General features: G+C 35.6%; 27 protein-coding genes. 16 read left to right on the forward strand and 11 right to left on the reverse strand.

The features are described from left to right. Positions 1-61 precede the first annotated feature (61 nt). The 5 genes from LA20249_RS09630 to LA20249_RS09650 all read right to left on the reverse strand — a co-directional run bounded on the left by LA20249_RS09630 (position 62) and on the right by LA20249_RS09650 (position 3,466). Complete coding sequence (locus LA20249_RS09630; RefSeq protein ID WP_186809212.1) at positions 62-865, reverse strand: metal ABC transporter permease; 804 nt, start codon at positions 863-865, stop codon at positions 62-64. Then, positions 865-1,530 carry a metal ABC transporter ATP-binding protein gene (locus LA20249_RS09635; RefSeq protein WP_057737792.1) on the reverse strand — a complete coding sequence of 222 codons (666 nt, stop codon included), beginning with the start codon at positions 1,528-1,530 and terminating at the stop codon, positions 865-867. The genes LA20249_RS09630 and LA20249_RS09635 overlap by 1 nt, the downstream gene beginning before the upstream one ends. Before the next feature lie 2 nt (positions 1,531-1,532). Then, the gene (locus LA20249_RS09640; protein WP_057737790.1) at positions 1,533-2,432 is read right to left on the reverse strand and encodes a metal ABC transporter solute-binding protein; all 900 of its coding nucleotides are present in this window, start codon (positions 2,430-2,432) and stop codon (positions 1,533-1,535) included. Between the two features lie 160 nt (positions 2,433-2,592). Then, positions 2,593-3,003, reverse strand: a complete 411-nt coding sequence (locus tag LA20249_RS09645) for an arsenate reductase/protein-tyrosine-phosphatase family protein (protein ID WP_057737804.1) — start codon at positions 3,001-3,003, stop codon at positions 2,593-2,595. Then, positions 2,996-3,466 carry a Fur family transcriptional regulator gene (locus LA20249_RS09650; RefSeq protein ID WP_057737788.1) on the reverse strand — a complete coding sequence of 157 codons (471 nt, stop codon included), beginning with the start codon at positions 3,464-3,466 and terminating at the stop codon, positions 2,996-2,998. Before LA20249_RS09650 ends, LA20249_RS09645 begins: the two co-directional genes overlap by 8 nt. Positions 3,467-3,669: 203 nt before the next feature. On the opposite strand from LA20249_RS09650, the gene LA20249_RS09655 reads away from it, so the two are divergent. Both LA20249_RS09655 and LA20249_RS09660 read left to right on the forward strand, forming a co-directional pair. After that, a complete protein-coding gene (locus LA20249_RS09655; RefSeq protein ID WP_057737786.1) occupies positions 3,670-4,359 on the forward strand; it encodes a VIT1/CCC1 transporter family protein in 690 nt (229 codons plus the stop codon). 15 nt (positions 4,360-4,374) lie between these two features. Next, complete coding sequence (locus LA20249_RS09660) at positions 4,375-5,073, forward strand: VIT1/CCC1 transporter family protein (RefSeq protein WP_083477886.1); 699 nt, start codon at positions 4,375-4,377, stop codon at positions 5,071-5,073. Between the two features lie 72 nt (positions 5,074-5,145). Here LA20249_RS09660 and LA20249_RS09665 read toward each other — a convergent pair whose 3' ends face one another. Next, positions 5,146-5,418 (reverse strand): metal-sensing transcriptional repressor, encoded by a 273-nt coding sequence (locus LA20249_RS09665; protein WP_057737781.1) that lies wholly within the window; start codon positions 5,416-5,418, stop codon positions 5,146-5,148. Positions 5,419-5,584: 166 nt separating this feature from the next. Here LA20249_RS09665 and LA20249_RS09670 point away from each other — a divergent pair, with 166 nt between their 5' ends. The 3 genes from LA20249_RS09670 (at position 5,585) to LA20249_RS09680 (ending at position 7,093) form a co-directional block, all read left to right on the forward strand. Next, the gene (locus LA20249_RS09670; RefSeq protein WP_083477885.1) at positions 5,585-5,908 is read left to right on the forward strand and encodes a thioredoxin family protein; all 324 of its coding nucleotides are present in this window, start codon (positions 5,585-5,587) and stop codon (positions 5,906-5,908) included. Positions 5,909-6,151: 243 nt separating this feature from the next. Continuing rightward, a complete protein-coding gene (locus tag LA20249_RS09675; protein ID WP_057737777.1) occupies positions 6,152-6,712 on the forward strand; it encodes a hypothetical protein in 561 nt (186 codons plus the stop codon). 111 nt (positions 6,713-6,823) lie between these two features. Next, on the forward strand, positions 6,824-7,093 hold the full coding sequence (locus LA20249_RS09680) for a hypothetical protein (protein ID WP_057737775.1): 270 nt from the start codon (positions 6,824-6,826) through the stop codon (positions 7,091-7,093). A gap of 73 nt (positions 7,094-7,166) precedes the next feature. On the opposite strand, the gene LA20249_RS09685 is transcribed toward LA20249_RS09680, so the two are convergent. Beyond that, on the reverse strand, positions 7,167-7,655 hold the full coding sequence (locus LA20249_RS09685; protein WP_057737773.1) for a cysteine hydrolase family protein: 489 nt from the start codon (positions 7,653-7,655) through the stop codon (positions 7,167-7,169). Positions 7,656-7,808: 153 nt separating this feature from the next. Here LA20249_RS09685 and LA20249_RS09690 point away from each other — a divergent pair, with 153 nt between their 5' ends. Then, positions 7,809-8,831, forward strand: coding sequence for an LCP family protein (locus tag LA20249_RS09690; RefSeq protein WP_057737771.1), 1,023 nt, complete (start codon positions 7,809-7,811; stop codon positions 8,829-8,831). Between the two features lie 99 nt (positions 8,832-8,930). On the opposite strand, the gene LA20249_RS09695 is transcribed toward LA20249_RS09690, so the two are convergent. Further along, on the reverse strand, positions 8,931-9,656 hold the full coding sequence (locus LA20249_RS09695) for a GntR family transcriptional regulator (RefSeq protein WP_057737769.1): 726 nt from the start codon (positions 9,654-9,656) through the stop codon (positions 8,931-8,933). A 164-nt stretch (positions 9,657-9,820) separates the two neighbouring features. Here LA20249_RS09695 and LA20249_RS09700 point away from each other — a divergent pair, with 164 nt between their 5' ends. The 5 genes from LA20249_RS09700 (at position 9,821) to LA20249_RS09720 (ending at position 16,365) form a co-directional block, all read left to right on the forward strand. Continuing rightward, positions 9,821-11,203 carry a glycoside hydrolase family 1 protein gene (locus LA20249_RS09700; protein ID WP_057737768.1) on the forward strand — a complete coding sequence of 461 codons (1,383 nt, stop codon included), beginning with the start codon at positions 9,821-9,823 and terminating at the stop codon, positions 11,201-11,203. Positions 11,204-11,238: 35 nt separating this feature from the next. Further along, complete coding sequence (locus LA20249_RS09705) at positions 11,239-12,570, forward strand: PTS sugar transporter subunit IIC (RefSeq protein WP_057737765.1); 1,332 nt, start codon at positions 11,239-11,241, stop codon at positions 12,568-12,570. Positions 12,571-12,681: 111 nt separating this feature from the next. Further along, a complete protein-coding gene (locus tag LA20249_RS09710) occupies positions 12,682-14,109 on the forward strand; it encodes a C69 family dipeptidase (protein WP_057737763.1) in 1,428 nt (475 codons plus the stop codon). A 15-nt stretch (positions 14,110-14,124) separates the two neighbouring features. Beyond that, positions 14,125-15,546 carry a C69 family dipeptidase gene (locus LA20249_RS09715; RefSeq protein ID WP_057737761.1) on the forward strand — a complete coding sequence of 474 codons (1,422 nt, stop codon included), beginning with the start codon at positions 14,125-14,127 and terminating at the stop codon, positions 15,544-15,546. Between the two features lie 267 nt (positions 15,547-15,813). Next, positions 15,814-16,365 carry a ClbS/DfsB family four-helix bundle protein gene (locus tag LA20249_RS09720; protein ID WP_083477884.1) on the forward strand — a complete coding sequence of 184 codons (552 nt, stop codon included), beginning with the start codon at positions 15,814-15,816 and terminating at the stop codon, positions 16,363-16,365. A gap of 158 nt (positions 16,366-16,523) precedes the next feature. On the opposite strand, the gene LA20249_RS09725 is transcribed toward LA20249_RS09720, so the two are convergent. After that, positions 16,524-17,633 carry an SLC13 family permease gene (locus LA20249_RS09725; protein WP_057737759.1) on the reverse strand — a complete coding sequence of 370 codons (1,110 nt, stop codon included), beginning with the start codon at positions 17,631-17,633 and terminating at the stop codon, positions 16,524-16,526. Between the two features lie 190 nt (positions 17,634-17,823). On the opposite strand from LA20249_RS09725, the gene LA20249_RS11685 reads away from it, so the two are divergent. Both LA20249_RS11685 and LA20249_RS11690 read left to right on the forward strand, forming a co-directional pair. Beyond that, on the forward strand, positions 17,824-17,976 hold the full coding sequence (locus tag LA20249_RS11685; RefSeq protein ID WP_157054430.1) for a DUF6095 family protein: 153 nt from the start codon (positions 17,824-17,826) through the stop codon (positions 17,974-17,976). 63 nt (positions 17,977-18,039) lie between these two features. Beyond that, entirely contained in the window at positions 18,040-18,213 is a 174-nt protein-coding gene (locus LA20249_RS11690; RefSeq protein ID WP_157054429.1) for a hypothetical protein, read from the forward strand. A 77-nt stretch (positions 18,214-18,290) separates the two neighbouring features. Here the strand turns inward: LA20249_RS11690 and LA20249_RS09730 are convergent, their stop codons facing one another. Then, positions 18,291-19,235, reverse strand: a complete 945-nt coding sequence (locus LA20249_RS09730) for a Dyp-type peroxidase (protein ID WP_057737757.1) — start codon at positions 19,233-19,235, stop codon at positions 18,291-18,293. Positions 19,236-19,389: 154 nt separating this feature from the next. Between LA20249_RS09730 and LA20249_RS09735 the strand changes: the two genes are divergently transcribed. From LA20249_RS09735 to LA20249_RS09745, 3 genes are all read left to right on the forward strand, one after another. Beyond that, positions 19,390-20,379, forward strand: coding sequence for a choloylglycine hydrolase family protein (locus tag LA20249_RS09735; protein WP_057737755.1), 990 nt, complete (start codon positions 19,390-19,392; stop codon positions 20,377-20,379). A 200-nt stretch (positions 20,380-20,579) separates the two neighbouring features. Continuing rightward, positions 20,580-21,305, forward strand: coding sequence for a GntR family transcriptional regulator (locus LA20249_RS09740; RefSeq protein WP_057737753.1), 726 nt, complete (start codon positions 20,580-20,582; stop codon positions 21,303-21,305). 100 nt (positions 21,306-21,405) lie between these two features. Beyond that, positions 21,406-23,760: a phosphoketolase family protein gene (locus tag LA20249_RS09745; RefSeq protein WP_057737751.1), complete on the forward strand. Its 2,355-nt coding sequence runs from the start codon at positions 21,406-21,408 to the stop codon at positions 23,758-23,760. Positions 23,761-23,928: 168 nt separating this feature from the next. On the opposite strand, the gene LA20249_RS09750 is transcribed toward LA20249_RS09745, so the two are convergent. Continuing rightward, on the reverse strand, positions 23,929-26,679 hold the full coding sequence (locus LA20249_RS09750) for a cation-translocating P-type ATPase (RefSeq protein WP_057737749.1): 2,751 nt from the start codon (positions 26,677-26,679) through the stop codon (positions 23,929-23,931). Between the last annotated feature and the right edge of the window lie 252 nt (positions 26,680-26,931).

Raw genomic sequence — 26,931 nt, forward strand, 5'->3', positions numbered from 1 at the left:
GAAGCACTTTATAACTTGATATTAAGTTATTGTGGGATTTTTGTCTAATTAAGTAATGTTTTTAATGAGTTAATTTCCAATTCTTATATCCTAAACCTAAGAAGTAAGCAATTACTTCAAAAGTAGAGATGAAGAAGGTAACGGGCCAATTAGTTACGAAGGCGAGATACAATCCTAACCAGACCCCAATTAATGATAAGCCGACGGAAACGGCAATCATTTTAGGAACTGAATGAACTAAATATTTAGCGGTAGCTGCTGGAAGAGTTAAGAGTACGAAGACTAACAGTGAACCGACAATTTGTGCACCGATACTGACGCTTAAAGCTAAAGTTACCAGGAAGGTGATTGACAACAAACGAGTTTTTAACCCAGCTGCTTGCGCCCCAATGTGGTCAAAAGAGTCAAATGACAGTGGTTTATAGAAGATTATGAAAATTAAAATAACAAATATTGCTAAAATCATTAATTGGTTGACTTCTTTGGCACTGATCCCGACGATACTACCAAAAAGAATGTTGGTAGCGTAACTACTTGATTCTGATGAGAGGGACAAAAAGAGAATCCCAAGTCCAATAAATAGTGAAGAGATGGCGCTGATTGATGCTTCACGCCGAGATGATTCGCCACTCAAGCTACCAACAGCTATTGAACTGATCAAGGTAAAAAGAATCATACCTGCCAAAGGCGAGATGCCTATTAGGACACCAAATGAGGCTCCGGCGAAACCAATTTCTGATAGCGTGTGAGACAAGAATGACATATTTCTAGAAACGACGAAGACGCCGACTAAGCCAGCGGTTATTGCGATGAAGGTGCTGGTAATAAAGGCTTCACGCATAAATTCATATCCAAACATAAAAATTATCCTTCCATTCCAAACATATCTTTAGAAATATCTTTCACAGCCAGTGGTTCAATTGTTTTATTTTTGAATAAAAGAGCCCGTTTGGTATATTTTTTAGTTAAATCATAATCATGAGTGATAAAAATAACTGTTAAACGATATTTTTGATTGAGTTCTTGAACCAGATCCATCAACTGCATTTTGACTTCAACGTCTAAACTAGCTGTAGATTCATCTAGGATTAAGATTTTAGGTTCATTTAATAGTGCTTGAGCAAGATAAGCTTTTTGTTTCTCACCACCGGAAGCCAATCCTAAAGGACGATCCTTTAAATTAGTTAGACCGGTTTTTTGAAGAATATCTTGAATCAATTCGTTATTGTCTTGACGCTTTTGAGGACTAAAAGTCACTTTCAGGTTCAAGCGAATAAATTGTTCGATACTTAAAGGATAGTCTAAGTCGATGTTTCTAAATTGAGGAACATAGCCAATTGTTTGATGAGCTAACTTGATAGAGCCATGTGTGGGTTTTTCTAGACCCATAATAATTTTGACTAAGGTCGTTTTACCAGATCCGTTGGGACCAACTAGACTGATGAACTCACCGTCGTTGATTTTAAAATTGACGTCTTTGAAAACTAATTGATTTCCAAAACTTTTGGATAAATTGTTTGCTTCAATCATTTTTAATTCTCACTTTGTAAAATTGTATTTAATTCTTTATATTGAGATAACATCCATTGTTTATAAGTCGTATCTTTTGGTAAGGTCTCAGTTACATGTAAAATAGGAATTTTATTTTGCTTAGCCTTAGTGACGAGATTATTAATAACTTTACTGTCAGTTTGCGTGTTCAGTACAAAGAAGGCAACTTTTTTAGCTTTGATACCTTGTTCCATTTGTTGAATGACCTTGGGACTAGGATCAGTGCCATTTTCAATTGCAGCTTCGAACTTTTTATTGCCTACTTTGAAACCAGTGGCTTTTAAAGAGTAGTCAAAGACAGGTTCACTGACATAGACATCTTTGTTTTTCAATTTCTTTGATGTTTCTTTTAGTTTAGTTAATTCCTTTTGGACTGGTTTTAATGAATCAATGTACTTTTGAGCATTCTTTTCAAAATAAGCCTTGTTTTTAGGCTGTTTTTTTCCTAATTCCTTAGCTAAATACTTGGCATATTTTGGCATTGTTTGCGGTTCATACCAAATATGAGGATTGTCGCCGATTTTTTTGTCCATGACATTTTCACCAATTTTGATGAAAGTACTATCATCATCTTGATTTAGTTTATTCATCCATGAGTCATAGCCTAAACCATTAGCAACCGTAATATCGGCACGACTGACTTTTTTTGCGATATCAGTTGTTGGTTCATAGTCATGGGGATCGACATTGGGATTGTCAATAATTGAAGAAACGGTTCCTTTGTTGCCAACGACGGCTTTAGCCACTTCACCATAGAAATCAGTTGTCGTTACGACTTCAAGTTTTGATGAAGACTTAGTTGTTTTTTGAGAACAACCAGATATTATGAAAGTTAATAGTAGTAAACCAAATAGAGCTAGAATGTTTTTCTTGGATAACATAAATTAATCTCCTTAATGATAAATATTACCATTAAATGGTAAAGCAAGTCATCTAAAATGTAAATGATAAATATTACTATTTGGAAAAATAATTTTTTCAGGCCAAACAAATACTCCTAAATAATCAAAAATCGATTATCTAGGAGTATTTACATTAGTGTTATTTGTTTATGATATCAGCTAATTCAATGATTCTACTCTTAATATCATCACGGATATCACGATACTGATTCATAGCTTTATCGTCGCTACCACTAATAAGTTTAGGATCGTTTATTGGCCAGTGTAACCAACGACTGGATTTTGGAATGATGCATTTGTCACGAGCTTCACCACAAAGTGTGATAACAACATTGGCATTTTCCATGAAATCATCGTCAATTACTTTTGAAAATTGATTGGAGATGTCAACATTGTCTTCAGCCATAATTTTGACCGCACGAGAATCCAAACCCTCAGCTCGTACACCGGCACTTTGAATCTTCCAATTTGGTAAATATTTTTTAGCGTAACCTTCGGCTATTTGACTCCTAAAGGAGTTTCCGGAACACAGAAAATAAATACTATTCATTGTCATTATTTTTTATTCCTAATTTAATTTGGCATTCAGGGCACAATCCATAAACTTCCATATGATTACCAGAGATCATGTAACCGGAGATCTCGGCGGTTTTCTTTTCTAAGTTTTTTTCTGTGTCGCTGAAGCCAGGATACGTAACGTCTACAATTCGTCCACAATTAGTACAGATGGCGTGATAGTGGGGTGAACCAAAATAATCATAGTGAGCACTGCCATCGCCATTTTGTAATTCTACTACTAGATGATGGTCAACAAAGGTATTAAGCGTATTATAAATCGTTGAAGCTCCCATATTAGGTAATTCTTTCCCTAAAGCATCACGGATTATTTCCACAGTGGGATGATTATGATGGCTAACTAAATAGGCCAAAATAATATGACGCTGTGGGGTAACTCGTAACTTATGGTCTTTTAAGATTTGTAGTGTTTCTTCCATTACAGCATTACTAGCCATGAGCAATCTTCCTTTCTACATAGGAATCATTACAAAGTAATTATATTACTAAAACTCTCTCATTTACAAGAAAATAAGCCAAAGAGATTGTAACCGTTTTAATATTTGATTTTTATTTACTTTTCAGAAAATCGGGGTTACGATATATTCGTTAACAGATGAGAACCATTCCAATGTATTATACAAATTAAGGAGTGAGCACGATGTCTAAATCAAAAAAGAAACAAAGTTTAGCAGAGAAAATCAACGTTATGCGTGCTAGTGTTATGGGTGCCAATGATGGAATCATTTCGATTGCAGGAATTGTTATTGGTGTTGCTAGTGCTCAAAGTAATAATCATGCTATATTTTTAGCTGGTATCGCTGGTATGTTGGCCGGTACCGTTTCAATGGCTATGGGCGAGTGGGTTTCTGTAAGTACTCAACGTGATAGTGAAAAACGAGCAATTGAGAAAGAGTCAGCCAAGCTTGATGGTCATTACGATGATGAGTTCAGCTTTATTCGGGACAAATATCAAGCTACTGGAATTTCAAAGGAATTAGCTACTCAAGCTACGACAGAAATGTTGGGCGACAATCCTCTGGATGTTGCAGTTCGTGAAAGATACGGCTTCAATCCTAAGGAACAAACAAGTGCAATCGCGGCGGCATTGGCTTCAATGATTTCGTTCCCAACTGGATCAATTTTGCCACTAGTTTCAATTACTTTATTCCCCCAAAACGTTAAAATGCTTGCAACTGTAATTGCGGTTATTATTGCTTTAACTATTACAGGTTACGCAGCTGCTACTTTGGGTGGAGCTAAGCGTGGTAAGGCAGTTATTAGAAATATTGTTTCCGGATTATTAACAATGTTTGTAACGTATATTATCGGATCATTATTTGCACATTAGTAGGGAGGAATAATTATGAAAACTATGACAGTGAAACCTAAAAAACAAAAGAAAACAATGGCTGAACGTTCGAATACTCTCCGTGCTGGTGTGTTGGGTTCAAACGATGGTATTTTAACCGTTGTTGGTGTCTTGTTTTCCGTTGCCGTTGCGACAACTAATACATTTACAATTTTTATTGCTGGTTTGTCAGATTTACTAGCTTGTGCCTTTTCAATGGCATCTGGTGAATATGCTTCAGTTAGTTCTCAAAAAGATACTGAAAGAGCTGCAATTGAAAAAGAACGTGAATTAATTAAAACAAATTTCCAAGATGAATTGGACGTAGTTGCTGCATACTATGTTGATCGTGGAGTTAAACAAGCTACTGCTGATAATATTGCTAAGGAATTGATGTCAAAAGATGCCTTAGGGACAGTGGTTCGTGTTAAATATGATTTACAATTAGGCCATTATATGAGTCCTTGGGATGCAGCATTTTCATCATTAGTTTCCGCAGCTTCAGGTGGAATTTTCCCATTGGTGGCTATGACGTTACTGCCTGCATCAATTAAATGGCCAGGAACGATTTTGGCTGTTACCTTGTCAGTCGCTTTAACCGGGTTCTTAAGTGCTAAGTTAGGCGATGGTTTAGTTAAAACGGCTATTGTTAGAAATGTAATTGTTGGTTTGATAACTATGGCAATTCACTATTCCGTTGGTTTAATGTTATAAAATAAAGTACCCTAATTGAAAATAGCGTCTATTCAGAATTCACAGTGTTGTGAATTTCAAATAGACGCTATTTTATTTTGTCTTCAACATGAGATCTAATGATTTTTGTAATTCAGCTAACTGTTTCTCGCTAGTGCAATTAGAATTACGGCGAATATTTTGTGCCATAACTAATTTCATAGCTTTATCGACGCTAGATTTGACGGCAGAAAGCTGCATTAGGACTTCGTTACAAGGCTTTCCTTCGTCCATCATTCTAAGAACGGCATCGAGTTGACCACGGGAACGTTTTAAACGACTAGTGATTTTTTTACTAGCATCGTCTTCGGGCGTTGTTTGTACCATAATATACCTCCCAAATTAAATTCTTTTGATAATTATACCCATGCGGGTAACGGGTGGCAAATATTTCTTCTTATGGGTGCTGTAATAGTGATAAAACAAAATGGTTGATTATTTTTACCCCTGGGGGTATATTGATTTATATAGAAATAGGGAAGGAGATTGAATGATGGCTAATATTACAGAATTATCGGATAAAACATTCAATGACGAGACTAGTAAGGGACTAGTTATCACAGATTTTAATGCAGACTGGTGTCCCCCATGTAAGATGATGAATCCAATTCTCGAGAAATTATCTTCAACTGATGAATTAGGCGACAAAATCAAGTTTACATCAATGAATGTTGATCATAATCCTGATACACCAAATAACTTTGGTATCCAAGGAATTCCTACGTTTATCGTCAAAAAAGATGGTAACGTTGTTGGACGCATGGTCGGTTATCAACCAGAAGAGAAATTCCGGATGGAATTAGAGAAGTTTATGTAAGAATTGCTTTAATTTAACGGTTCCTTCTAGAATGTTAAACCAATATTCAAGATCCATTTAAAAAATAAGAAAATACTAAAATAACAAACGAATATAAGAAACAATTTGTGGGTAAACCAATAGGCGGGTTTACCTATTTTTTGTGCCAAAAGTCGCTTTAAAATAATATAAAAAATATATTGGCAATAGGTTGATGAATCGGTGGTATATTGGTCTTGGATAGTGATGATAGAGGTGAATATTATGATCAAATTTGGGAAAAAGGTTAACTTGAGACCGGTATTACTTAGTGTACTAGTTGGATTTATTCCAGGGTGTTTTTTCTGGGTATTCTTCAATGGTTGGCTAGGATTTTTCGTCGGATTTTGTTTCTTTGCAGCTATAATTGCTTATTACTATCTCAATTTGTCAAAGGTATTCAATTACTGGCAATTCGATGGTGAAAACATTGAATATAATGATATGACTAATCCTACTAAGAAGTTAATGCTGATCTTGTTCCCTTACTTTGTTAAGATGGATGTTATTAAAGGGGAAGATATAAAAAGTATTAAGTTACTAGGCGATATGAAAAATCAAAAGACACTTCCACCAATGGTTCCTTTCTCCAATACATATAGTATTTTCTATGCTCGGATTTCAATGATGAAAAATCCAATTGGAGTTGAGATTACCATGAAAGATGGCAAACAAAAATATTTAGATATTTCGCGTGATTACACTTATGATAAAGAGAAATCAACGAAGCGGATTAATGATCTTCTTAGCGATTTTACAAATCTGAATAAAGTCCAACATCAGTAATTTTTTCATTTGTCTATTAAAGTTATCGGATTGATCGTTATCCTAACTAAAAACGTGGTATATTGCCATGTGGTAAACGATTTCATAACTTGTTAAAAGGGATGACGGATAATGGATGATGTACCAAGGCAAGTAACACAAATTAGTTGGTTTGAGGGCGAAATTATAACGATTGACTTTGGTCGCTCAGTTGATTTTGACCCCAAACAGTATGAACAGTTGACTAGATTAGGACGATGGATAGATGCGGATGATTTATCTAAATTCTATTTAGTAAAGCGTGTTGATGCTACTTTTCCGGATGATGTAATCAATCAAGTTTTGAGTAGTTTGGATTTGAATGGTTATGAATTAATACATAATAATATCAGTTATGCTTAGAAATTAGAAAAGAGTCAATGCAACAATCATCAGTGGGTGATGGCTACATTGGCTCTTTTTGAAACCTTGTTTTTTATTGAAATGTCAAAAAACGTTCACTCCAAATATTTTCAAAGAATGAGATTGTATCCTCGGCTATCATATAATTGTTGTCAAAGGTAGTCGTCATATCGTGTTCCATGATTAATTTATAACCAAGTCCGTGTGCCATAACAATAGTAGCGTTACAGCAGTATTCAGTCTGAGCTCCACAGATTTCTAATGTATTGACGTGATTTTCTTTTAGAATTTTTTCGAAATCGGTTTTATAGAAAGCGTTAGGATGAGTCTTTTCAACCACAAGGTCATCAGGCTTTCGGTCAAGCCTTTTGGATAATTCCCAGAGATCACTATCACGCACGAGTTGGGAGTCGTTATGCTGAATAAAAATAATGGGTAAATTTGATTGACGATATTTAGCGATCCGTTGATTGATTCGATTAATAAGATCGTTGAAATTATAACTATATTGAAGAGCTTTTTGCATATCGATAACAATTAAAGCTTCGGCTAATTTTGGCATTTTGATCACATCCTCTAAAATAAGTTCAATTTTAAATTAACATTATTATAATTGAGATGAAAGCGATATTATGCCAATATGTCTCTTTTTGAGATTTGTCTTAATAAGTTGATTCGTTTTATAATAAGAAATATTAAAATTTAAGGTAAATAAATGAAAAAATTAAAAGTGTTTTCTATCATAATAGGTATAATTTTTGTAATAGTTTTAATTATTGGGGGAGTCTTTGTTTATCGTACGCAAGAAGCATTGAATTCTTTAAATACTAATAAGACGAGTGTTTCAAAGAAAATAAGCAATGACAAACCTTTTTCCATATTACTATTAGGTGCTGACACGGGTGCTGACGGTCGAGTTGATCGTGGTAATTCTGATACGATGATGTTATTGACTTTGAATCCTCAAAAAAAGAGTACTGTGGCATATTCAATCCCACGTGATTCATTAGCTGAAATGGTCGGTGATAAGGAAAAGAATGTTCAAAAGATCAATGCAGCTTATAATATTGGACTTTCGAAAATGGCTAAGAGCACTGTTGGCAGCCTTTTAGGTGTTCCGGTTAATTATCATGTGGCTATTAATATGGATGCACTGAAGAAAACAGTGGATTTTGTTGGCGGAGTCACGGTAACTAGTGATTTGAAAGTTTCCTTTGATGGTATAACGATTCCTAAAGGGACACATCACTTGAATGGTAAGCAGGCTTTGACATATGCTCGAATGCGGTATCAAGATCCTCGTGGTGACTATGGGCGACAAATTCGTCAGCAACAAGTTTTAAAGGCTGTTGTTAGAAAATTAGAAACTCCTAAATACCTCTCCAAAGTTCCTGAACTAATTAAAACTTTGAATAAGGATATTAGTACAGACCTAACTTCAAAAGAAATTGACGAAATTGTATTGAAGTATCATGGTTCTTCAAAGAATATGGATTTTAATCAGATTCAAGGGAAGACAGCTTGGATCAATCAGAGCTCTTATCAGGTTTTACCTACAAAAACTATGCAAAAGGCCTCAAATAATTTGCGTGATAATTTAGGCTTGAAGCAGAAGACTTTGAATAATACAGAAACGAAATTAAATGCTAAAAATCAAAAGTTTTTTGGCGATGAAGATAATATTAATTTTAATACTTATGGATTAGATAAGACTCACTATACAGATTCAACTTATTGATTCTTTGCGGTGTCTAATAAATTTGAGAATGTAATAGGCCGATACAATAATCATTTAGTGATTATTGTATCGGCCCTTTTGTCGCATTGATTTTACGAGCTATAACGTTATATCGGCAGTAATTGAGCTAGTTTTATAAGGAAAACGTGATTCTGAAATTTCAAATGGTTGACCATCAGCTAGATAGCTCAATTGATTGATCACTAAAACAGGCTCGCCAACTTTTTCAGCAATACCAGTTTCAATATCCTCTTGTGACGCTGCATCTGCACTAACTCTTCGATGTGATCCTTCAATACTTAGATTATCTTTTAAGAGATGACCATAGATAGAGCCCTCAAGAACTTTTTTCGTTAAAGTCGTAATTGAAGTTGGCATGATTGTATGTTCATAAGCAAAAATCACATCATTGACGTAACGTACACGACGAATTACATAGACCGGTTCAGTCGCAGGAATTATCAATTGTTCGGATTCCCTTTTGGTTGGAATTCGTGCTGATAATTCTAATACTTTACTGGTTACTTTTTTACCTTGATTAGTTAGAGTGGCACCTAAAGGTTTATCAATTGGTGAAACTTCGCCAGATTTGCCGTTTTTATCGTCAGAAATATAATCTTTACGAACGTAAGTACCAGAACCACGTTTAGAATAAACCATTCCTTCAACGATCAATAGTTGTAGAGCTTTGTGAACAGTGATACGAGTTGTATTATAGTTTTTTGCAATTTGGTTTTGGTCAGGCATCAATTCTCCAGGTACGTATTTACCCGATTTAATGTCGGCACGGATACCATCAGCAACTTCTTTATATTTGTATGCCATAGTATTAATTCCCCCATAAATCATTCAAGTTAAGTTTATCATTAATAAATAGGTTTTTCCTTATATTTAAAAAAGTATATACTTTTTATATGAAAGTGTTTACAAACTTGTTTTTTATTGTATACTGTAACCGTATTCAAAAATAAATGTGAGGTGGATAAAGCATGACAGATAAATTGCCGAAGAATTTCTTTTGGGGTAATTCAACCTCCAGTATGCAAACCGAAGGTGCTTGGAATATTGGTGGTAAAGGTAAATCCGTTTATGATATAAGACCAGCTACAAAGGATGCTTCAGATTGGCATGATGCGATTGATGAATATCATTGTTATGACGAAGATTTCGACTTGATGGCTAAGCAAGGAATGAATTGCTATAGATTTCAGATTTCTTGGAGTCGAGTAAATCCTTTAGGCGATGGCGAATTCAATGAAGAGGGTATTGAATTCTATAACAAATTAATTGATGCATTATTAGCTAGAAACATCACGCCGATGATTTGCTTATACCATTTCGACATGCCGCTACATTTGGCAGAAGAGTATAACGGATTCTTGTCACGTCATGTTGTGGATGCCTTCGTCCGTTATGGTACAGAAATGGTCAAACGTTTTGGTGATCGCGTTAAGTATTGGGTCACTTTCAATGAACAGAATCTCTATCATATGAGTGAAGCTTTCCGAATTGCTGGTTATTTAAAGGGTGATAAAACAGATGACGAATTGTATCAAATTAGCCATCACGTTATGTTAGCTCACGCTGGCGTTGCTAATTACGTTCATGAGGAAACTGATTGTAAAATTGGGGGGATGTTGGCTTACAGTGAAGTTTATCCAGCCTCACCGAATCCAAAAGATATTTTATATGCGCGTCAAATCAATGAGTTCTTGAATCGTGATTTATTAGATGTTTTCGTCTATGGTCGTTATTCCAATGAAGTTATGACCTATGTTAAGAATCATCATATTGATATGGATTATCAAGCAGATGATGATAAAACTTTGATTAAGGTAACTTCAGATTTCATTGCCTTCAGTTATTATCGTAGCGACACTATTAGTGCAGAACAAGTTCCAGAGGGGACCATTCCTAACTACTACTTGGACCAAGGAGTTAAGAAAAATCCATATTTGGAAATTTCAGAATTTGGTTGGCAAATTGACCCACTAGGCTCTAGAGATATCTTAACGAAAGTCTATAACGAGTATAACGTACCAATGTTTCCTATTGAAAATGGTATTGGTGTTCGTGAGGACTTTGATGGCAGTGAAATTCAAGATGATTACCGTATCAAGTATCACCGTGACCATATTCAAGCAATGAAAGATGCCATTTTTGAAGATGGCGTTGAGGTCTTAGGTTACTTAGGTTGGGGGTTGATCGATATTCCTAGTTCAAGCGGCAATATGGATAAGCGTTACGGAACAGTCTATGTTAACCGAACAAATCATGATTTAAAGGATATGAAACGGATTCCTAAAAAAAGTTATTGGTGGTTGAAACATGTCATCGAAACTAATGGAGGTGATTTGTCAGATTTGAAATAGTTTGAATTGTAAAAACTTTTTTCGGGGGCGAAAGTATGTCATTACAGAATTCAAAAGTAGCTGATAAGTTTGCTACGTTTGCAGCTAAAATGGGTGCCCAAATTCATCTACGTTCTCTACGTGATGCGTTTGCCACTATCATGCCGCTTTATATCCTAGCTGGATTAGCGGTTTTGTTAAATAACACCGTCTTTACTTGGATTTTTAAAGGAAAGACTTTGTTGCAGGTTCAATATTGGGGAACATTATTGAGTAATGCGACATTAAATATTTCAGGTATTCTGATTGCCGCTATGATTGGATATTGTCTAGCTAAAAATAGACGCTTTGATAATCCTATCTCTGCTGCATTAGTATCAATGTCCGCATTGATCACAATGATGCCAAATACAGTTAAATTGATTCCAGATGGAGCTAAGAAAGCAGTTGATATTTCTGCTGTTCTACCATATACAAACTTAGGTACAGGAGCAATGTTTGCCGGTGTTATCGTTGGTTTGCTTGCTACTGAAGCTTTTGTTAGAATTTCTAGAATTAAAAAATTACAAGTTCACTTAGGTGAAAATGTTCCACCAGCTGTTGGTAAATCATTCGATGTTTTGATTCCAACGATCATCGTTTTGTCATGTTCAGCTATTATTTCAGCACTACTTTATAATTTATCAGGAATGAACTTGATCAACCTGATCACAACCTTTATTCAGGAACCATTGCGCCATATCGGTACAGGTATCTGGGGAGTTATCATTCTTTACTCACTAGGTAACTTACTATGGTTGTTCGGTATTCACCAATCAGTTATTTACAGTTCAATCCTAGAACCATTGTTGATTATTAATATTACTCAAAACATTGCCGCATATAATGCTGGTAAAGCTATTCCTAATATTATCAACGTTTCCCAAGTTCAAACATACGGTTTAATGGGTGGTTCAGGATCAACACTTTGTTTACTAGTTGCAACATTCTTAGTCGGACATAGCGCCGTTACAAAGAACGTTTCAAAATTGTCAATTGCTCCTGGTATTTTCAATATCAATGAGCCCGTTATTTTCGGATATCCAATTGTTTATAACGTCGCTTTAGCTATTCCATTTGTACTTGTACCAGTTATGGGATTAGTAATCAGTTACGTTACAACAACATTAGGTTGGATGAATCCTTGTGTTATTCAAGTTCCATGGACGACACCAATTGGATTCAGTGCATTTCTAGCTACCGCCGGTGATTGGCGTGCAGTTGTCATTCAATTGATCACATTTGTCTTGGGCGTTTTGGTTTATATTCCATTCGTCATGATTAATGATAAAGTTCTTAAGAAGGAAAATGATAACGCCGCTGTTGCAGGTGATGTTCAAGAGGCATAGGTTAGAAAAATAATCCTCTCCATTAATTTGGAGGGGATTATTTTGATTAGGGATTTTTTAGTCAAAGAACGTGTATCATATTAGGTAAAAGATGATTATGGAGGAATTAATATGACAGACCGAATTGAATTATCAGCTTGCACTTCCATCATGGTTGGTAAGAAAGCTTCTATGGATGGTGCCACATATATTTCTAGAAATGAGGATCGTCTCAATGCAATTTATCCTAAACGTGTGATTGTACAACCTGCAGTTTCAAATCGCCATGAGACTTATGTTTCAGCTTATAACAAGATGACAATGCCTTATCCAGAAAGTGGTTATCGTTATACGTCGACACCAAGTGTCGATCAAACTACTGGTCCTAATGAAGAAGACGGCTTCAATGAGAAAAATGTTGGAATGAGCGCTACTGAAAGTGTTTATGCTAATGAAAAAGTTTTGGCTTGCGATCCTTATGTGAAAAATGGTCTAGCTGAGGATTCATTGGCAACGTTGGTTTTGCCATATATTGATTCTGCCCGCGAGGGTGTGAAGTATTTGGGTAAACTAGTTGCTGAGTATGGATCAACAGAAGGAAATGGTCTTCAATTCAACGATAAAGATGAAGTTTGGTATATGGAAGTTGTTACCGGACATCAATGGGTTGCGGTTCGTATTCCTGATGATAGTTATGCAGTAGCTGCCAATCAAGTTGCAATCCAAGATATTGATTTTGAAGACTCAGACAATTATATGTGGGCTGATGGAATTCAGAATTTTGTTGAAAAAAATAATTTGAATCCTGATTTTGATCGTTGGGATTTCAGACATATTTTTGGAACAGACACTGAAAAAGATCACCATTACAATACGCCTAGAGTTTGGTTTGCCCAGAGTTTTCTTAATCCCTCCATTGAACAAGATCCAGAATCAGCTGAAATTCCTTTCATTAGAAAACCCGAAAGAAAAATTACAGTAGAGGATATTCAATATATTTTGAAGTCACACTATAATGAAACTAAATATGATCCACTGGGCAGTGGCAATGAACATGACAAAAAGACTTATCGAGCAATTTCATTATCAAGAACAGCCAATTCACATATTTTACAAATGCGAGATTCTGATAAAAATGGAGCTGCTGGAGTAGAGTGGACTGGCTTTGGTATTCCTAGCTTCTGTCCGCAAGTGCCATTCTTTACTAATGCTAAAGAAATTGACGAGTCATACAGTTATACACCTGAGAAGCTGGATTTGAAGAGTGCTTATTGGTTGTACACGACTTTAGCAATGGTAGTAGAAAGCCATTATGCAGAATTTGTGGAACAAAATTTGGATTATCAAAAATCGTTGTCACAATGGGCCAGAGAAAAGATTGCTGAAGTAGATAAAAAAGCCGAGTCCATGACGGGATCAGCTTTGACTGACTATTTAACAGAACAAAACAAACAGATTGCTAAGCATTATAATGATGCGGCAAGAACACACTTAGCAGACTTAGTGACACAAGGTGCTGAGTTAAGTAAATTAACATTTAAAATGGACCCTAATCTTTAAATAAGAGGAAAAACAATGAAAAGACATACCCATTCGGCCTGTACTTCAATCATGGTAGGAAGAAAAGCCTCTATTGACGGATCGAGTTATATTGCTCGAAATGAGGATAACTTTTTTGCCATCTGGCCAAAGAAATTTTATATTCAAAAAGCAATGATTAACGATGGAAAAGTTTATACTTCAGCAAATAATAATTTTTCGTTACCCTTACCAAAGAAAGCCTATCGATACAGTACTTCACCTGATGCCAATCCCGTTGAAGGACTGTATGAAGAGGATGGTATCAATGAGAAAAACGTCGGGATGAGTGCAACTGAAAGCGTCACGGCTAATGAAAAAGTTTTGGCCTATGATCCTTTAGTTGAGGATGGAATTGCTGAAGACTCAATCACAACTGTTGTCTTGCCTTATATTGACTCTGCTCGTGAAGGAGTTGAGCGTTTAGGTGAAATAATTTCCAAATATGGTTCTGCGGAAAGTAACGGGATAGAATTCTTTGATGAAAAAGAAATTTGGTATATGGAAGTGGCTACGGGACATCAATGGGTAGCAATTAGAATTCCTGATGACTGTTATGTTGTAGCTGCCAATCAAATTGGAATTGAAGATATAGACTTTACAGATACCAATAATTATTTATGGTCAGATGGAATTGATGAATTTGTAGAAAAGTATCAGTTGAATCCTGATTTTAATCGTTGGGATTTTAGGCATATCTTTGGAACTAATACGAAAAAAGATCGTCATTACAACACGCCGCGTGTTTGGTATGGTCAAAAAACTTTGAATCCTAGTATTGAACAGGATCCAGAATCTTCTGAGTTACCATTTTTAAGAAAAGCTGAAAAGAAAATTTCAGTGGAGGATATCCAATCAATTTTGTCCTCACATTATAATGAAACACAATTTGATCCATTGGGTAGCGGAAGTGAAGAAGATAAGAAGAGATATCGAGCTATTTCACTTTCGAGAACTGAAAATTCACATATTCTACAATTACGCCATAATAATTCAAAGAATCAGGCAATCGAATGGAAAGCACTGGGAGTTCCTAGCTTTAGCCCATATGTTCCATTCTTTACCAATGCGAATACGATTGATGAATCATATGGCTATGCACCTGAGAAATTAGATTTGAAGAGTGCTTACTGGTTGTATGAAACTTTGAATATGGTTGTCGAGAGTCATTATTCTGATTTTGTGGAGCTCAACCTCGATTATCAAAAAGAACTATCGTCATGGGCTAGAAGACGTATTTTTGAAGTCGATGAGCAAGCTCAAAAATTATCCGGTTCAAAACTAACTGATTATTTAACAGAACAGAATAGACAAATTGCTGAGCATTTTAATAAAGAAACTAAGGTACATTTAGATGATTTAATAACTAAAGGTGCAGAATTATCAAAATTGACTTTTAAGATGGATCCAAATTTGTAGATAAATTTAGGCATAAAATAATAGTACCCTGATAGAATTCCTAAACGAGTTTTATCAGGGTATTATTATTTTATGCTAATTAAACATAGAAAAGAAATCAGATTTATACTACAAAATTAATCTATTTTTTTGCATAACTTATTAATATAACACAATTAAAACGCTTTCTCACTATTTTTTTGCTATATCATGAGCTTTTTTTCCCAAAAGTGACAATTTATGCCCTATAATAGACATTGGGATGTTTTCGTTTAAGGAATCAAATCAATGAAAGGTAGCGAAGGTATGCAGGTATATAAAAATTCTGAAGAATTGATAGACCAAATCAAAGAGAGTTATCATAAATTCATTGATGAATATGAGGGTATAACAGATGATGTTGCCGATGAAAGAATTGAGCAAGTGGATAAAACTCCACGTGAAATGCTCTCATATCAAGTCGGATGGATTAATATGATTTTATCATGGGAAAAAGCTGAGGCCGGTGGTGAAAATATCACAACCCCAACTCCCGGATATAAGTGGGATCAAATGCGTCAGTTATACCATGATTTCAATATTAAATATGGTTCAAATGGTTTAGGCAATGAAGAAGAGGAATTAAGTAGTACTGTTGATGAATTAATTTCTTGGATAGAAAATATGACACATGATGAACTGTTCAAACCAGGTGAGCGTAAGTGGGCTACAACGAAAGCCATGTGGCCAGTCGCAAAGTGGATCAGAATTAACGCTGTGTCACCATTCAATAACTATAGTAGACAAGTTAGAAAATGGAAGAACTTTAATTTAAGAGATAAGAAAACTGTTAATTCATAATTGAATTGATAAACAATTAAGTGTTTTGTAATTATTAGATAATTGTCTGATAGTTATAGAACACTTTTTTTGATGTAAACAAAAAAGTAGATCCAATAACTTTAAATTATTGAATCTACCGTTTTTAATCTGAAACTAAATATACTTTGTCTCATTCTTTACAAACCGAAATCTATTAGGAAATAACCAATTGTTCCAATTATAATTAACATTGTAAAGTTTATAATTGTGAAATACATGAGATATTTTCCTGGATTTTTCTTAAAGAAAAATCGATATTGTTTAAATGCCAACAAGTTAGCTAAAGAACCAACGACCGTTCCTAATCCACCAATATTCGTACCTAAAAAAATGGCGTGAACATATTTTGAGAATTTGGAAACCAAAATTGTTGTTGGAACATTACTAATGAATTGACTAGTGATTATTGAAGTTAAGTAAGTGCTAGTTCTTGTTTGAATAAATTGTTGCAAATTGTTAACAATTGCTGGTTCACGATTGATATTACCAACGGCAATGAAAAAGCACATAAAAATAAGTACGATTGAATAGTCAACTGATTGTAAAATATGTGGATTAATAAAAATTACCAATAATAAAGCAGCAATCAATGAGCCCCACATTGGAATCACAGAAAAAATTCCTAGGAAAATAACAATTGTGACAGCCACAGTTAATGATAAACTAGGTATGTTTAATTCAACAGCAGGTAATTCAGTTAGCTCGATTGGATCCTCTGGAAAAAAACGAGTTGCTAGAAAAACCGCCAAAAATGTAACAATCGTTATCGGAGTAGACATAATAAAGAATTGTTTAATACCTAGGTTAAAGTGTGTCAATAGGAATAAATTGTGGGTATTTCCAAATGGAGTAAACATACTTCCAAGATTAGCAGCCATCGCAATTATAATGACTGGAAAGATTGGATTTACCTTAATATGTTTGGAAAGTTGGTAAAACAGTGGAACTAAGGTTAAAATTGTAACATCATTAGTTAAGAACATAGCTCCAAAAAAAGCTAGTGAGGCTAACATAAATATCATTTGTCGTGTAGTTTTCGCTTTATGCGTCATATACGCGGCGTAATACTTTAGAAAGTCCAAATAGTCATAGATTTGGATTATAATCATCATAGATAACAGTGAAGCAAGTGTCTTCCAATTAATGTCCATCAATTGAGGTGGACTAATGAAGATTGAGGTGAGAATCGCCGCTGCCCCAGCGATCCAAAGCACCCTATCTGAAAATACACGTTTTAATACAGCCATTTACGTTTTCCCCTACAAAAAAGAAGTACCTTATATAGTATAAAGATAAAAGTAACGTTAAAAAAGATAATTATGCAAAAAATGACGAATTATTTTTGAAAAGTTAATTTCTAAAAGATTTAATTTCATAAAAAGCACAATACATCTTAACCTAAGTATACTAAATGTCAATTATGAGGAGTGGTAATATATGCAAATAATTTTATCAATTTTACTATTTATTGTAGGAATTGCTGTCATGGCAATTTCTTTCAAGGCAAAAAGGGAACTAATCTATTACTTACTCTTAATTATTGGTTTAATTTTATTTTTCGTAGGTATACATGTAATCTTTCCTAAGTAATTAGTGCCAAGTAGATTACGGACTGATATAATTTAGTCGTATCAAATAGGGGAGGTAATTTCCATGATTTTAAGGAAAACATCCCTGTTAGTATTAGTTTCAATTATTTTAAGCGTGATTGAAATGACCGTGGATCCAGCCTTTATCCTGGGCCGAGTTTCACTGATATTATCAGGAATATTGATGTTTTTATTGTCATTGCTATTTGTGAGACGTTTGTGGAGATACGCAAACTAAAAATAAACTATGATCAAAAAAGGAATCATATCCAATTATTTGGAAATGATTCCTTTTTTGAAGTGTAATTAAATTAATTAATAATCCCCATCAGCAATCTTCTCAAGAGTAGTTTTTGATGGAATAAAGAACAAATTACCAGTAATAGGGGTACTAAAATCAAGTAAGCGATCACTCTTAGTGAACATATTAGTCAACATACGATTAGTAATAGCAAAATCCTTTGAGTAGCCGATAAAGTAGGTCCCTGTAATATCCTTAGCCGGATCGGAGAATGGGACATTCATTCTGACAATTTTGTGTTCAACTCCACCTTCCTCATCTTTTGAGGCAACATTGTGAGCATTGGGAAGTTTTTCTTCATCAGGTAATTCACGATCGGAAAATTTATGACGACCGATAGCTTTTTCCTGATCTTCAGTCTTTAATTTTTTCCAAGCTTCCATATTATGAATGTATTTTTGAGCAAATGCATAGGAACCATTTTCAAATTCAGGATCTTCTTTGTTATCAATCAAGGTATAGTCCATAGAATCAATTCCGGCCGGGTTCTCGGTTCCGTCGATGAAACCAATAATGGCACGACCTTCAATGTATCTGAAACCGTGAGTTTCATCTTCAACAGTAGTGATTGGTCGTAGAATACCCATGAATTGATCCATTAATTCGTAGCAAACTGCCATTTTCTTAGAACGAACATGGATAAAAATATCACCTGGTGTTGAAACAGCAGTGTATTTAGGTCCCTTGATCTCTTTGAAATTTTCTAATTCTTTTGGTTTTGGAGCGTCGGGAAAGAGATGATCCCAAGCATCTGATCCAAATCCCCACGCAATATGTGCTTGAGCCTCAGGATCACGGATTCTCATACTATTGATAATTGAGTTAGACATGTCAGAAAATTCAGCGATTGCATCTTTTTCCGTCTTTAAATCTTGGCGTTTCAACATTAAAGTAGTAAAGATGACACTTTCGCCGGCATCTTTATAAACGTCTTGAGCTTTTTTAATATCGATTGTCATGAAATTTTCCTCCAGAATTTATAATTACACAGTTAGCTTATCATATTGAAAATGAAAGGGTTATTATTAAAATCCATAAAATAAAATTCTTGATAATGTTAAAAAATTAGAGAATAATAACTTGCGTAAGATCGTTGAAAGGAAGAACAAATATATGTGTACGAGTCTTAGTCTAGAAGCCTTAGATGGTTCAAAATTTTTAGCCAGAACAATGGATTTCGCCTTTGAATTGAATGGTCGTCCAACATTTTTGCCAGAACAATATCAATGGATTTCTTCATATGATAAGAAAGCCTATGTTGCTGATTATGCTATCGTGGGAACTGGTGCCAAGTATGGCAATAACTATATGGTCGCTGATGGATTCAATGAATACGGATTGTCAGCCGCTGAATTGTACTTTGCCAATGCCGCAAAGTATGAGAAAAAGCCAGTTGAAGGGGAAATTAATTTAGTTGCTGAAGAATTTATCCTCTGGGCCTTAGGAAATAATAAATCTATTGAAGATTTGAAAGAGAATCTCAAAAAAGTACATCTGATCGAATCAGATCGTGGTGTAATGCAAGCCAATCAACCATTGCATTGGATTTTCAGTGATGCAACAGGAGCTACCTATATTCTTGAACCAGAAGGTAATGGATTGACCTTACAAGAAGATAAAGTGGGCGTTTTGACTAATACTCCTGATTACAATTGGCATAAGACTAATTTGGCTAATTATTTGGGTGCTCAGACAACCAATTTTGGTGCGAAAAAATTTGGTAATCAAGAAGTTATTCCATTAGGCCAAAATGGAACCTTTAGACTCCCAGGTGGATACACAGCAGTTGATCGCTTCGTCAGAACAGCCTTCATACGTGAAGTGACCGAGACCCCTAAAGATAATCAACAAGCCGTTAACACAATTTTGCATATGCTTGATAGTGTAACCATCCCCAAGGGTGTCAACATCAAAGGCAACGGAGAAGCCAGTTACACACAATATCAGACCGTGCTTGATTTGACTAATCTCGTAATGTATTTTGTGCCATATGACAATAGAACAGTTTATTCAGTCAAAATGACAAATGATTTAATCAAGAATCAAAAAGAACCTAAAGAATTTCCAGTTAAAATGGAACAAGATTTTCAGACCTTGAACTAATTAATAGAAATCACGCAATTTAGAATCCAGTGTAGCAACTATCAAAGTTTGCTTACACTGGATTTTTTAGTTGTTTGATGAGAAAAGATAGTTTATTCTATTTTGGTATGTAATTAATTAAATTAATAAGATATAATCAAATTAAGAGATAGATACCATATTTTTAAATGGTACGACCCAATTAAGAAATGAGGCAAAAAATGGCTGATTTAGTTTATCAAAAAATAGTGACATCTTTAAAAAAAGCAATTAATGCAGGAGAATTTTCAGACATGCGTTTACCCGATGAAAGGTCGCTTGCGGAAAGCTACAGTGTCAGTCGAAGCTCTGTTAAGCGTGCTTTAGGATTGATGGCAGACCAGGGCATAATTTTTAAAAAAAGAGGTTCAGGAACATTCGTCAATCCTTTGTATTTAAAACAGGATTCTTATTTTAATTACAGTGGTAAGAATTTGGGAATTACTGATAGTTTTCAAGCTAATGGACAAAGACCGGGAATCAAAGTCTTGAAATTCGATGTCGTACATCCCAACAAAGATCTTCAGGACAATTTATTTTTGAAACCAACCGAATTTGTTTATTCATTCAAGCGTCTGCGTTTATTGGACGATGTTCCTTTTATGATTGAGACAGGTTATATTCCGATAAAATTGGCTCCAGAATTGTCTGAGCAAATTGCTTCCGAATCTATCTTTAATTATGTAGAGTCTGAGTTAGGAAAAGAAGTCAATAAAACTTATCTGACAATTTCCGCTGAACCATCTGACGAAGAGGGCAAAAACTTGCTGCATCTTAAGCCAATCGAACCGGTTGGTATCATGGAAGGTATTTTCTTCTTGGACGATGGAACTCCGTTTGAGTTCTCAACCATGAAGCTTCACTATAAGTATTTCAAATATAATTCATTTGTGGATGCTAATAAGTAAGTGTTTTCAATAATTGGTGCGACCCAATTATAAAAGTGGTTGACTTTTATTTGAATTTTGGTTATGATTAGAATGTAAAAACGTAAGGAGTGTGCTGGTAATGACTGATTACTCATCAAAAGAATATTTAGACTTAATTGATAAATATTGGCGTGCAGCCAATTATGTTTCTGTTGGACAATTGTATTTAAAAGATAATCCTTTATTAAAACGTGAATTAAAAGCTTCCGATGTTAAGGTTCACCCAATCGGACATTGGGGAACTATCGCTGGTCAAAACTTCATTTATGCACATTTGAATCGTGCTATTAATAAGTATGGTTTGAAGATGTTCTATATCGAAGGCCCAGGACATGGTGGGCAAGTTATGGTTTCAAACTCATACCTAGATGGTAGTTATACTGAGATTTATCCAGAAATTACTCAAGATACAAAGGGTATGCAAAAATTATTTAAACAATTCTCATTCCCAGGTGGTGTTGCATCTCATGCCGCTCCTGAGACACCAGGATCAATGCATGAAGGTGGAGAATTAGGTTATTCTCTATCACATGGTGTTGGTGCAATTCTTGATAATCCTGATGAAATTGCTGCTGTAGTTATTGGTGATGGTGAATCAGAAACTGGTCCTTTGGCTGCTTCATGGTTCTCTAACACATTCATTAACCCAGTTAATGATGGTGCTGTTTTGCCAATTCTTAACCTTAATGGATTCAAGATTTCTAACCCAACAATCTTGTCACGTAAGAGTGATGAAGATCTAACTAAGTACTTTGAAGGTATGGGTTGGGATCCAATGTTCGTTGAAGGTACAGATCCACAAAAGATGCATCCAGAAATGGCTAAGACTATGGATGAAGCTATTGAAAAGATCAAGTCAATTCAAGAAGAGGCTAGAAAACATCCAGCTTCTGAAGCTAAGATGCCTAAGTGGCCTGTTATCATCTTCCGTGCACCTAAGGGCTGGACTGGTCCTAAGACTTGGGATGGCGAACCTATTGAAGGTTCATTCAGAGCTCACCAAATTCCAATTCCTGTTGACCAAAATGACATGGAACACGCTGATAAATTAGTTGAATGGTTGAAGTCATACAAACCTGATGAACTATTTGATGAAAATGGTAAGTTGAGAAGCGACATTGCTGCAATTACACCTAAGGGTCAAAACAGAATGGCCATGAACCCAATCGTTAACGGTGGGGTTGATCCTAAACCATTAGATCTTCCAGATTACAAGAACTATGCTTTGAAGTTTGACAAACCAGGTACAAAGACAGCTCAAGATATGATCGAACTAGGTAAGTACTTAGGCGATGTTATCAAGAAGAACGAAAAGACATTCAGATTATTTGGACCTGATGAAACAATGTCAAACCGTCTTTATGGCGCATTTGATGCTAGTCCTCGTCAATGGATGGAACCAGTTAAAGAACCTAATGATCAATATGAAGCACCAGTTGGTCGTATCATTGATTCACAACTTTCAGAACATCAAGCTGAAGGATTCAACGAAGGTTATACTTTGACAGGTCGTCATGGTATGTTTGCTAGTTACGAAGCTTTCTTGAGAGTTGTCGATTCAATGTTGACACAACACTTCAAGTGGTTGAGAAAAGCTAATGAATTGAAGTGGAGAAACAAGTACCCATCACTCAATGTCATTGCTACATCAACAGCTTTCCAACAAGATCACAATGGTTATACTCACCAAGATCCAGGTATCATTACACACTTGGCTGAAAAGAAACCCGAATATATTCGTGAATACTTCCCAGCTGACACAAACTCATTGCTTGCTGTAATGCCTAAGATCTTAGACGACCAAGAAAAGATCAATTTGTTGGTAACTTCAAAACAACCAAGATTACAATTCTTCTCAATTGAAGAAGGACAAGAATTAGCTGATAAGGGACTTAAGGTAATTGACTGGGCATCAAATGACAATGGCGATCCAGATATCGTGATTGCTTCAGCTGGTACTGAACCAAACCTTGAATCACTTGCTGCTATCAGTATCTTGAGAAAAGAAAAACCAGACATCAAGATCAGATATGTCAACGTCGTTGACCTCTTGAAGTTGAGATCACCAAAGGTAGACCCACGTGGTTTAACTGATGAACAATTCAACGAAATCTTCACAGTTGATAGACCAGTCTTGTTCGCCTTCCATGGCTTTGAAGACATTATCAAGGATATCTTCTTTGATCGTGCAAACCATAATCTATACGTTCATGGTTACCGTGAAAACGGTGATATCACAACACCATTCGATATGCGTGTAGTCAATGAAATGGATAGATTCCACTTGGCTGAAGAAGCTGCCGTTGCTGTTCAAGGTGATGCTGCTAGTGACTTCGCCGATAAGATGGAAAAAGAAGTTGAAAAACATAACAAGTACATCCGTGAGTATGGTGATGATTTGCCAGAAGTAAAGGATTGGACTTGGAGCGACTAGATAATAAAATTCATTTAAGAATAAAACCGTTTGTTAAGACAAGAGAGCAGACTATAAAGTAGTCAGCTTTCGAGCATAAAAATAAGGCAAGGTAATCGTATTTTGATTACCTTGCCTTATTTACTTTAAGTGGAAAATTATGTTTCGTATTTACATAAATAAATATTTTTACCAGATTTTGATTTTGAAGATTTCTTTGATTCCCGATAAGACAAATGTTGGTAAAGCTGGGATGAAGATAACCATTAAATAAACGATAATAGGCAATTGAGCTGTTCCCATAACCGTATTGAAGAATGGAATAGTCGTCACCAGAATTGATGAGACCCCAGCGAATAAAACAGCTGCTAGTAAATGTTTATTTTCGAAAGGATTTCTTCTAAAAATTGTTTTGGAACTTCTAGCATCAAAAACGTGCCACAGTTGTCCAAAGACTAAAGTCAAGAAAGCCACAGTCTGAGCTTGATTGCTCGTAGCGCCCATTCTTGCAGCCCAGATAAACGCCAGATAAACCATCATTCCCATGACAGTTCCCCGAATCAAGACTCTTGACCAAGTATTATTGGCTAAGATTGATTCATTCACATCACGCGGTTTTTCTTTCATAATATCTGATTCAGCGACATCATAACCTAAGGCAAACGATGGAATCGAGTCACTGATCATATTGACCCATAAGACCATCAAGGCACTAAGCGTTGCGGTTTCACCCGGGACTTGCCCAATAGTTTGAGTCAAGAATAAACCGAATAACAGTGATGAAACTTCAGCCACATTAGTAGTCAATTCATGACGCATGAAATTTTTGATATTAGCGTAAATCATTCGACCATTACGAACAGATTTTTCAATAGTCGTAAATTTGTCATCTAGTAAAATTAAATCGGCTGAATCTTTTGTAACCTCAGTACCAGTGATTCCCATAGCAATACCGATGTCGGCCGCTTTTAGAGCAGGAGCATCGTTAACACCATCACCAGTCATAGCTACGATTTGTTTGTGTTTTTGTAATTGACGAATAATTCTTTGCTTGTGCTCTGGAGTAACTCGAGCGTAAATATTAGTTCCAATGACAACATTGAAAAGTTGGTCATCAGTCATCTCTTCAATCTCACTACCCTCAATTACACGAGCATTTTTATCTTTAACGATTCCTAAATCGTAGGCAATCGCTCTAGCTGTTTGCGCATGATCACCAGTAATCATCACGACCTCAATTTTAGCTTCGTTTAATGTTTTGACTGAAGCTTTAACCTCTGGCCTGGGAGGATCAATTATACCGGCTACACCAACAGTGGTTAAATTTTGTTCTAATTCTTCAACACTGCTAGTTTGCGCTTGGTGTTTAGTAATATCACGGTATGCGACAGCAATTGTTCTTAAGGCTTGCTTAGCGTAATCGTCAATGATTTTTTCAAAGTTTTGACTGCGAGAACTTTCAACTAATTTACCATCTAGAAGTAACTGTTGACTATTCTGTAAAAGAACATCAGGAGCGCCTTTAGTATAGAGACGATAACCTTTGTCAGTTTCGACAACGACACTCATCATTTTTCGGTCACTGGTAAATGGGAGCGTTCGTATGATTTTATTTTTCAATAAAAGCGATTCTTTAGTGACACCAGCCTTTTGTCCCAAGACATTTAAGGCGATTTCAGTAGGATTACCAAAGGGCTTGAAGACTCCATCCTCTTCTTTGACACTTGCTTCATTGACTAAGACAGCCCCAATTAGGAAAGCTGAATCAAGATTAACTACTGATGAACTGTCACTGATAATATCCCCTTCTGGCGTATAACCACGACCCTTTACATCATAGGAATTTGTTCCATCGTAAAAGTTAGTTACAGTCATCTGGTTTTGAGTCAGAGTACCAGTTTTATCGGAAGAAATATAAGAGGTACTACCAAGAGTTTCAACACTATTCAGTGATTTGACCAGACCGTTGTTCAGGGCCGTCTTAGTAGCGCCAATAGTCAAGACGATTGATAAAACAATCGGCATGGCGTCGGGAATTGAGGCAACTGCTAAGGAAATCGAGGTTGACAAAACAGAGCTTATTGAAGCAACACTGAGTTCTCCAGCTTTGATAATGCCAACGATAATAGTTAATAAGACAATTCCAGCAGAAACTTTCATTAAACTACTGGTTAGTTTTTTGATAGTAGTTTGGAGTGGGGAGGCTTTTTTGTCAGTGTTTTGTAACATGGAGGCAATATTACCTAATTCGGTGTTGTCACCGATTCCCACGACAATTCCCACACCCTGACCGTTAGAGACAGTTGATCCGGAATAACCCATATTGGAACGGTCAGCTAATTGAGTATCCTTAGAAATAGCAGCCGTATCTTTTGAAATGGCATCTGCTTCACCAGTCAAATGGGATTCAATCACTTGAAGCTCGGAACTTTTGATCCACCGCACATCGGCTTCAACGAAATCTCCCATTTTTACTTTGATAAGATCACCAACGACAATATCTTTGGTCGGGATTGTTTGCCATTCTTCGTTTCTTAAGACAACGGTAGTTCGATCATCCATTTCTTTTAAAGCATCAAGACTTTTCTTGGTGCTCATTTCTTGAAAGAAGACGATTGAGGCATTGATGATTACTAAAATTAAGATGGCAATTGCCTCATAGAGTGCTTCTTTTCCATGCTTTACGTTGTTTTGAAAATTGAAAGCATAGAATGAACTTAAGAGTGACAGAAGGATTGCACCTAAAAGTACAATAACGATTGGCTCCTGAAATCCTTTGAGAAAAATTTTCCAAGCGGGAGTATCCTTTTTCTCATTTAGTTCATTGGTACCGTATAATTTGCGATTTTCTTGGACTTGTTCGTTCGTAAGGCCAACATTTGAATCGACTAATAGCTTATCTAAAACATCGTCAGTTGTTAGTTGATAGAATTTGGTCAGAAAATCAGTCCTTTCTTAATATTTGATAATATCGCCTATATACAATTTATCATAGGATATATATACCATGTCAATTCAGGCGCCTATTGGATTAGATGGAATCTTGTAGATTTCTAATCAAAAATGAAAGTATTGTTGTTCACATATACGTAACAACTGTACAGAAATGCCGACACGGAGGCGTTTGTAATACAAATAAATTTAAAAATAATTGAATAAGTTTCATTCTAATTTAATTTCATTTTCGTTTAA

This window comes from Companilactobacillus alimentarius DSM 20249, assembly GCF_002849895.1.
Classification (GTDB): Bacteria; Bacillota; Bacilli; order Lactobacillales; family Lactobacillaceae; genus Companilactobacillus; species Companilactobacillus alimentarius.

Excerpts from the sequence above, each read along its gene's own strand:
- LA20249_RS09745 (WP_057737751.1), top strand. The coding sequence starts at position 21,406 with ATGACTGATTACTCATCAAAAGAATATTTAGACTTAATTGATAAATAT.
- LA20249_RS09730 (WP_057737757.1), bottom strand. The coding sequence starts at position 19,235 with ATGACAATCGATATTAAAAAAGCTCAAGACGTTTATAAAGATGCCGGC.
- LA20249_RS09650 (WP_057737788.1), bottom strand. The coding sequence starts at position 3,466 with ATGGCTAGTAATGCTGTAATGGAAGAAACACTACAAATCTTAAAAGAC.
- LA20249_RS09665 (WP_057737781.1), bottom strand. The coding sequence starts at position 5,418 with ATGGTACAAACAACGCCCGAAGACGATGCTAGTAAAAAAATCACTAGT.
- LA20249_RS09740 (WP_057737753.1), top strand. The coding sequence starts at position 20,580 with ATGGCTGATTTAGTTTATCAAAAAATAGTGACATCTTTAAAAAAAGCA.
- LA20249_RS09655 (WP_057737786.1), top strand. The coding sequence starts at position 3,670 with ATGTCTAAATCAAAAAAGAAACAAAGTTTAGCAGAGAAAATCAACGTT.
- LA20249_RS09725 (WP_057737759.1), bottom strand. The coding sequence starts at position 17,633 with ATGGCTGTATTAAAACGTGTATTTTCAGATAGGGTGCTTTGGATCGCT.
- LA20249_RS09675 (WP_057737777.1), top strand. The coding sequence starts at position 6,152 with ATGATCAAATTTGGGAAAAAGGTTAACTTGAGACCGGTATTACTTAGT.
- LA20249_RS09645 (WP_057737804.1), bottom strand. The coding sequence starts at position 3,003 with ATGAATAGTATTTATTTTCTGTGTTCCGGAAACTCCTTTAGGAGTCAA.
- LA20249_RS09660 (WP_083477886.1), top strand. The coding sequence starts at position 4,375 with ATGAAAACTATGACAGTGAAACCTAAAAAACAAAAGAAAACAATGGCT.
- LA20249_RS11685 (WP_157054430.1), top strand. The coding sequence starts at position 17,824 with ATGCAAATAATTTTATCAATTTTACTATTTATTGTAGGAATTGCTGTC.
- LA20249_RS09640 (WP_057737790.1), bottom strand. The coding sequence starts at position 2,432 with ATGTTATCCAAGAAAAACATTCTAGCTCTATTTGGTTTACTACTATTA.
- LA20249_RS09705 (WP_057737765.1), top strand. The coding sequence starts at position 11,239 with ATGTCATTACAGAATTCAAAAGTAGCTGATAAGTTTGCTACGTTTGCA.
- LA20249_RS09670 (WP_083477885.1), top strand. The coding sequence starts at position 5,585 with ATGGCTAATATTACAGAATTATCGGATAAAACATTCAATGACGAGACT.
- LA20249_RS09690 (WP_057737771.1), top strand. The coding sequence starts at position 7,809 with ATGAAAAAATTAAAAGTGTTTTCTATCATAATAGGTATAATTTTTGTA.
- LA20249_RS09635 (WP_057737792.1), bottom strand. The coding sequence starts at position 1,530 with ATGATTGAAGCAAACAATTTATCCAAAAGTTTTGGAAATCAATTAGTT.
- LA20249_RS09685 (WP_057737773.1), bottom strand. The coding sequence starts at position 7,655 with ATGCCAAAATTAGCCGAAGCTTTAATTGTTATCGATATGCAAAAAGCT.
- LA20249_RS09695 (WP_057737769.1), bottom strand. The coding sequence starts at position 9,656 with ATGGCATACAAATATAAAGAAGTTGCTGATGGTATCCGTGCCGACATT.
- LA20249_RS09700 (WP_057737768.1), top strand. The coding sequence starts at position 9,821 with ATGACAGATAAATTGCCGAAGAATTTCTTTTGGGGTAATTCAACCTCC.
- LA20249_RS11690 (WP_157054429.1), top strand. The coding sequence starts at position 18,040 with ATGATTTTAAGGAAAACATCCCTGTTAGTATTAGTTTCAATTATTTTA.
- LA20249_RS09735 (WP_057737755.1), top strand. The coding sequence starts at position 19,390 with ATGTGTACGAGTCTTAGTCTAGAAGCCTTAGATGGTTCAAAATTTTTA.
- LA20249_RS09715 (WP_057737761.1), top strand. The coding sequence starts at position 14,125 with ATGAAAAGACATACCCATTCGGCCTGTACTTCAATCATGGTAGGAAGA.
- LA20249_RS09710 (WP_057737763.1), top strand. The coding sequence starts at position 12,682 with ATGACAGACCGAATTGAATTATCAGCTTGCACTTCCATCATGGTTGGT.
- LA20249_RS09720 (WP_083477884.1), top strand. The coding sequence starts at position 15,814 with ATGAAAGGTAGCGAAGGTATGCAGGTATATAAAAATTCTGAAGAATTG.
- LA20249_RS09680 (WP_057737775.1), top strand. The coding sequence starts at position 6,824 with ATGGATGATGTACCAAGGCAAGTAACACAAATTAGTTGGTTTGAGGGC.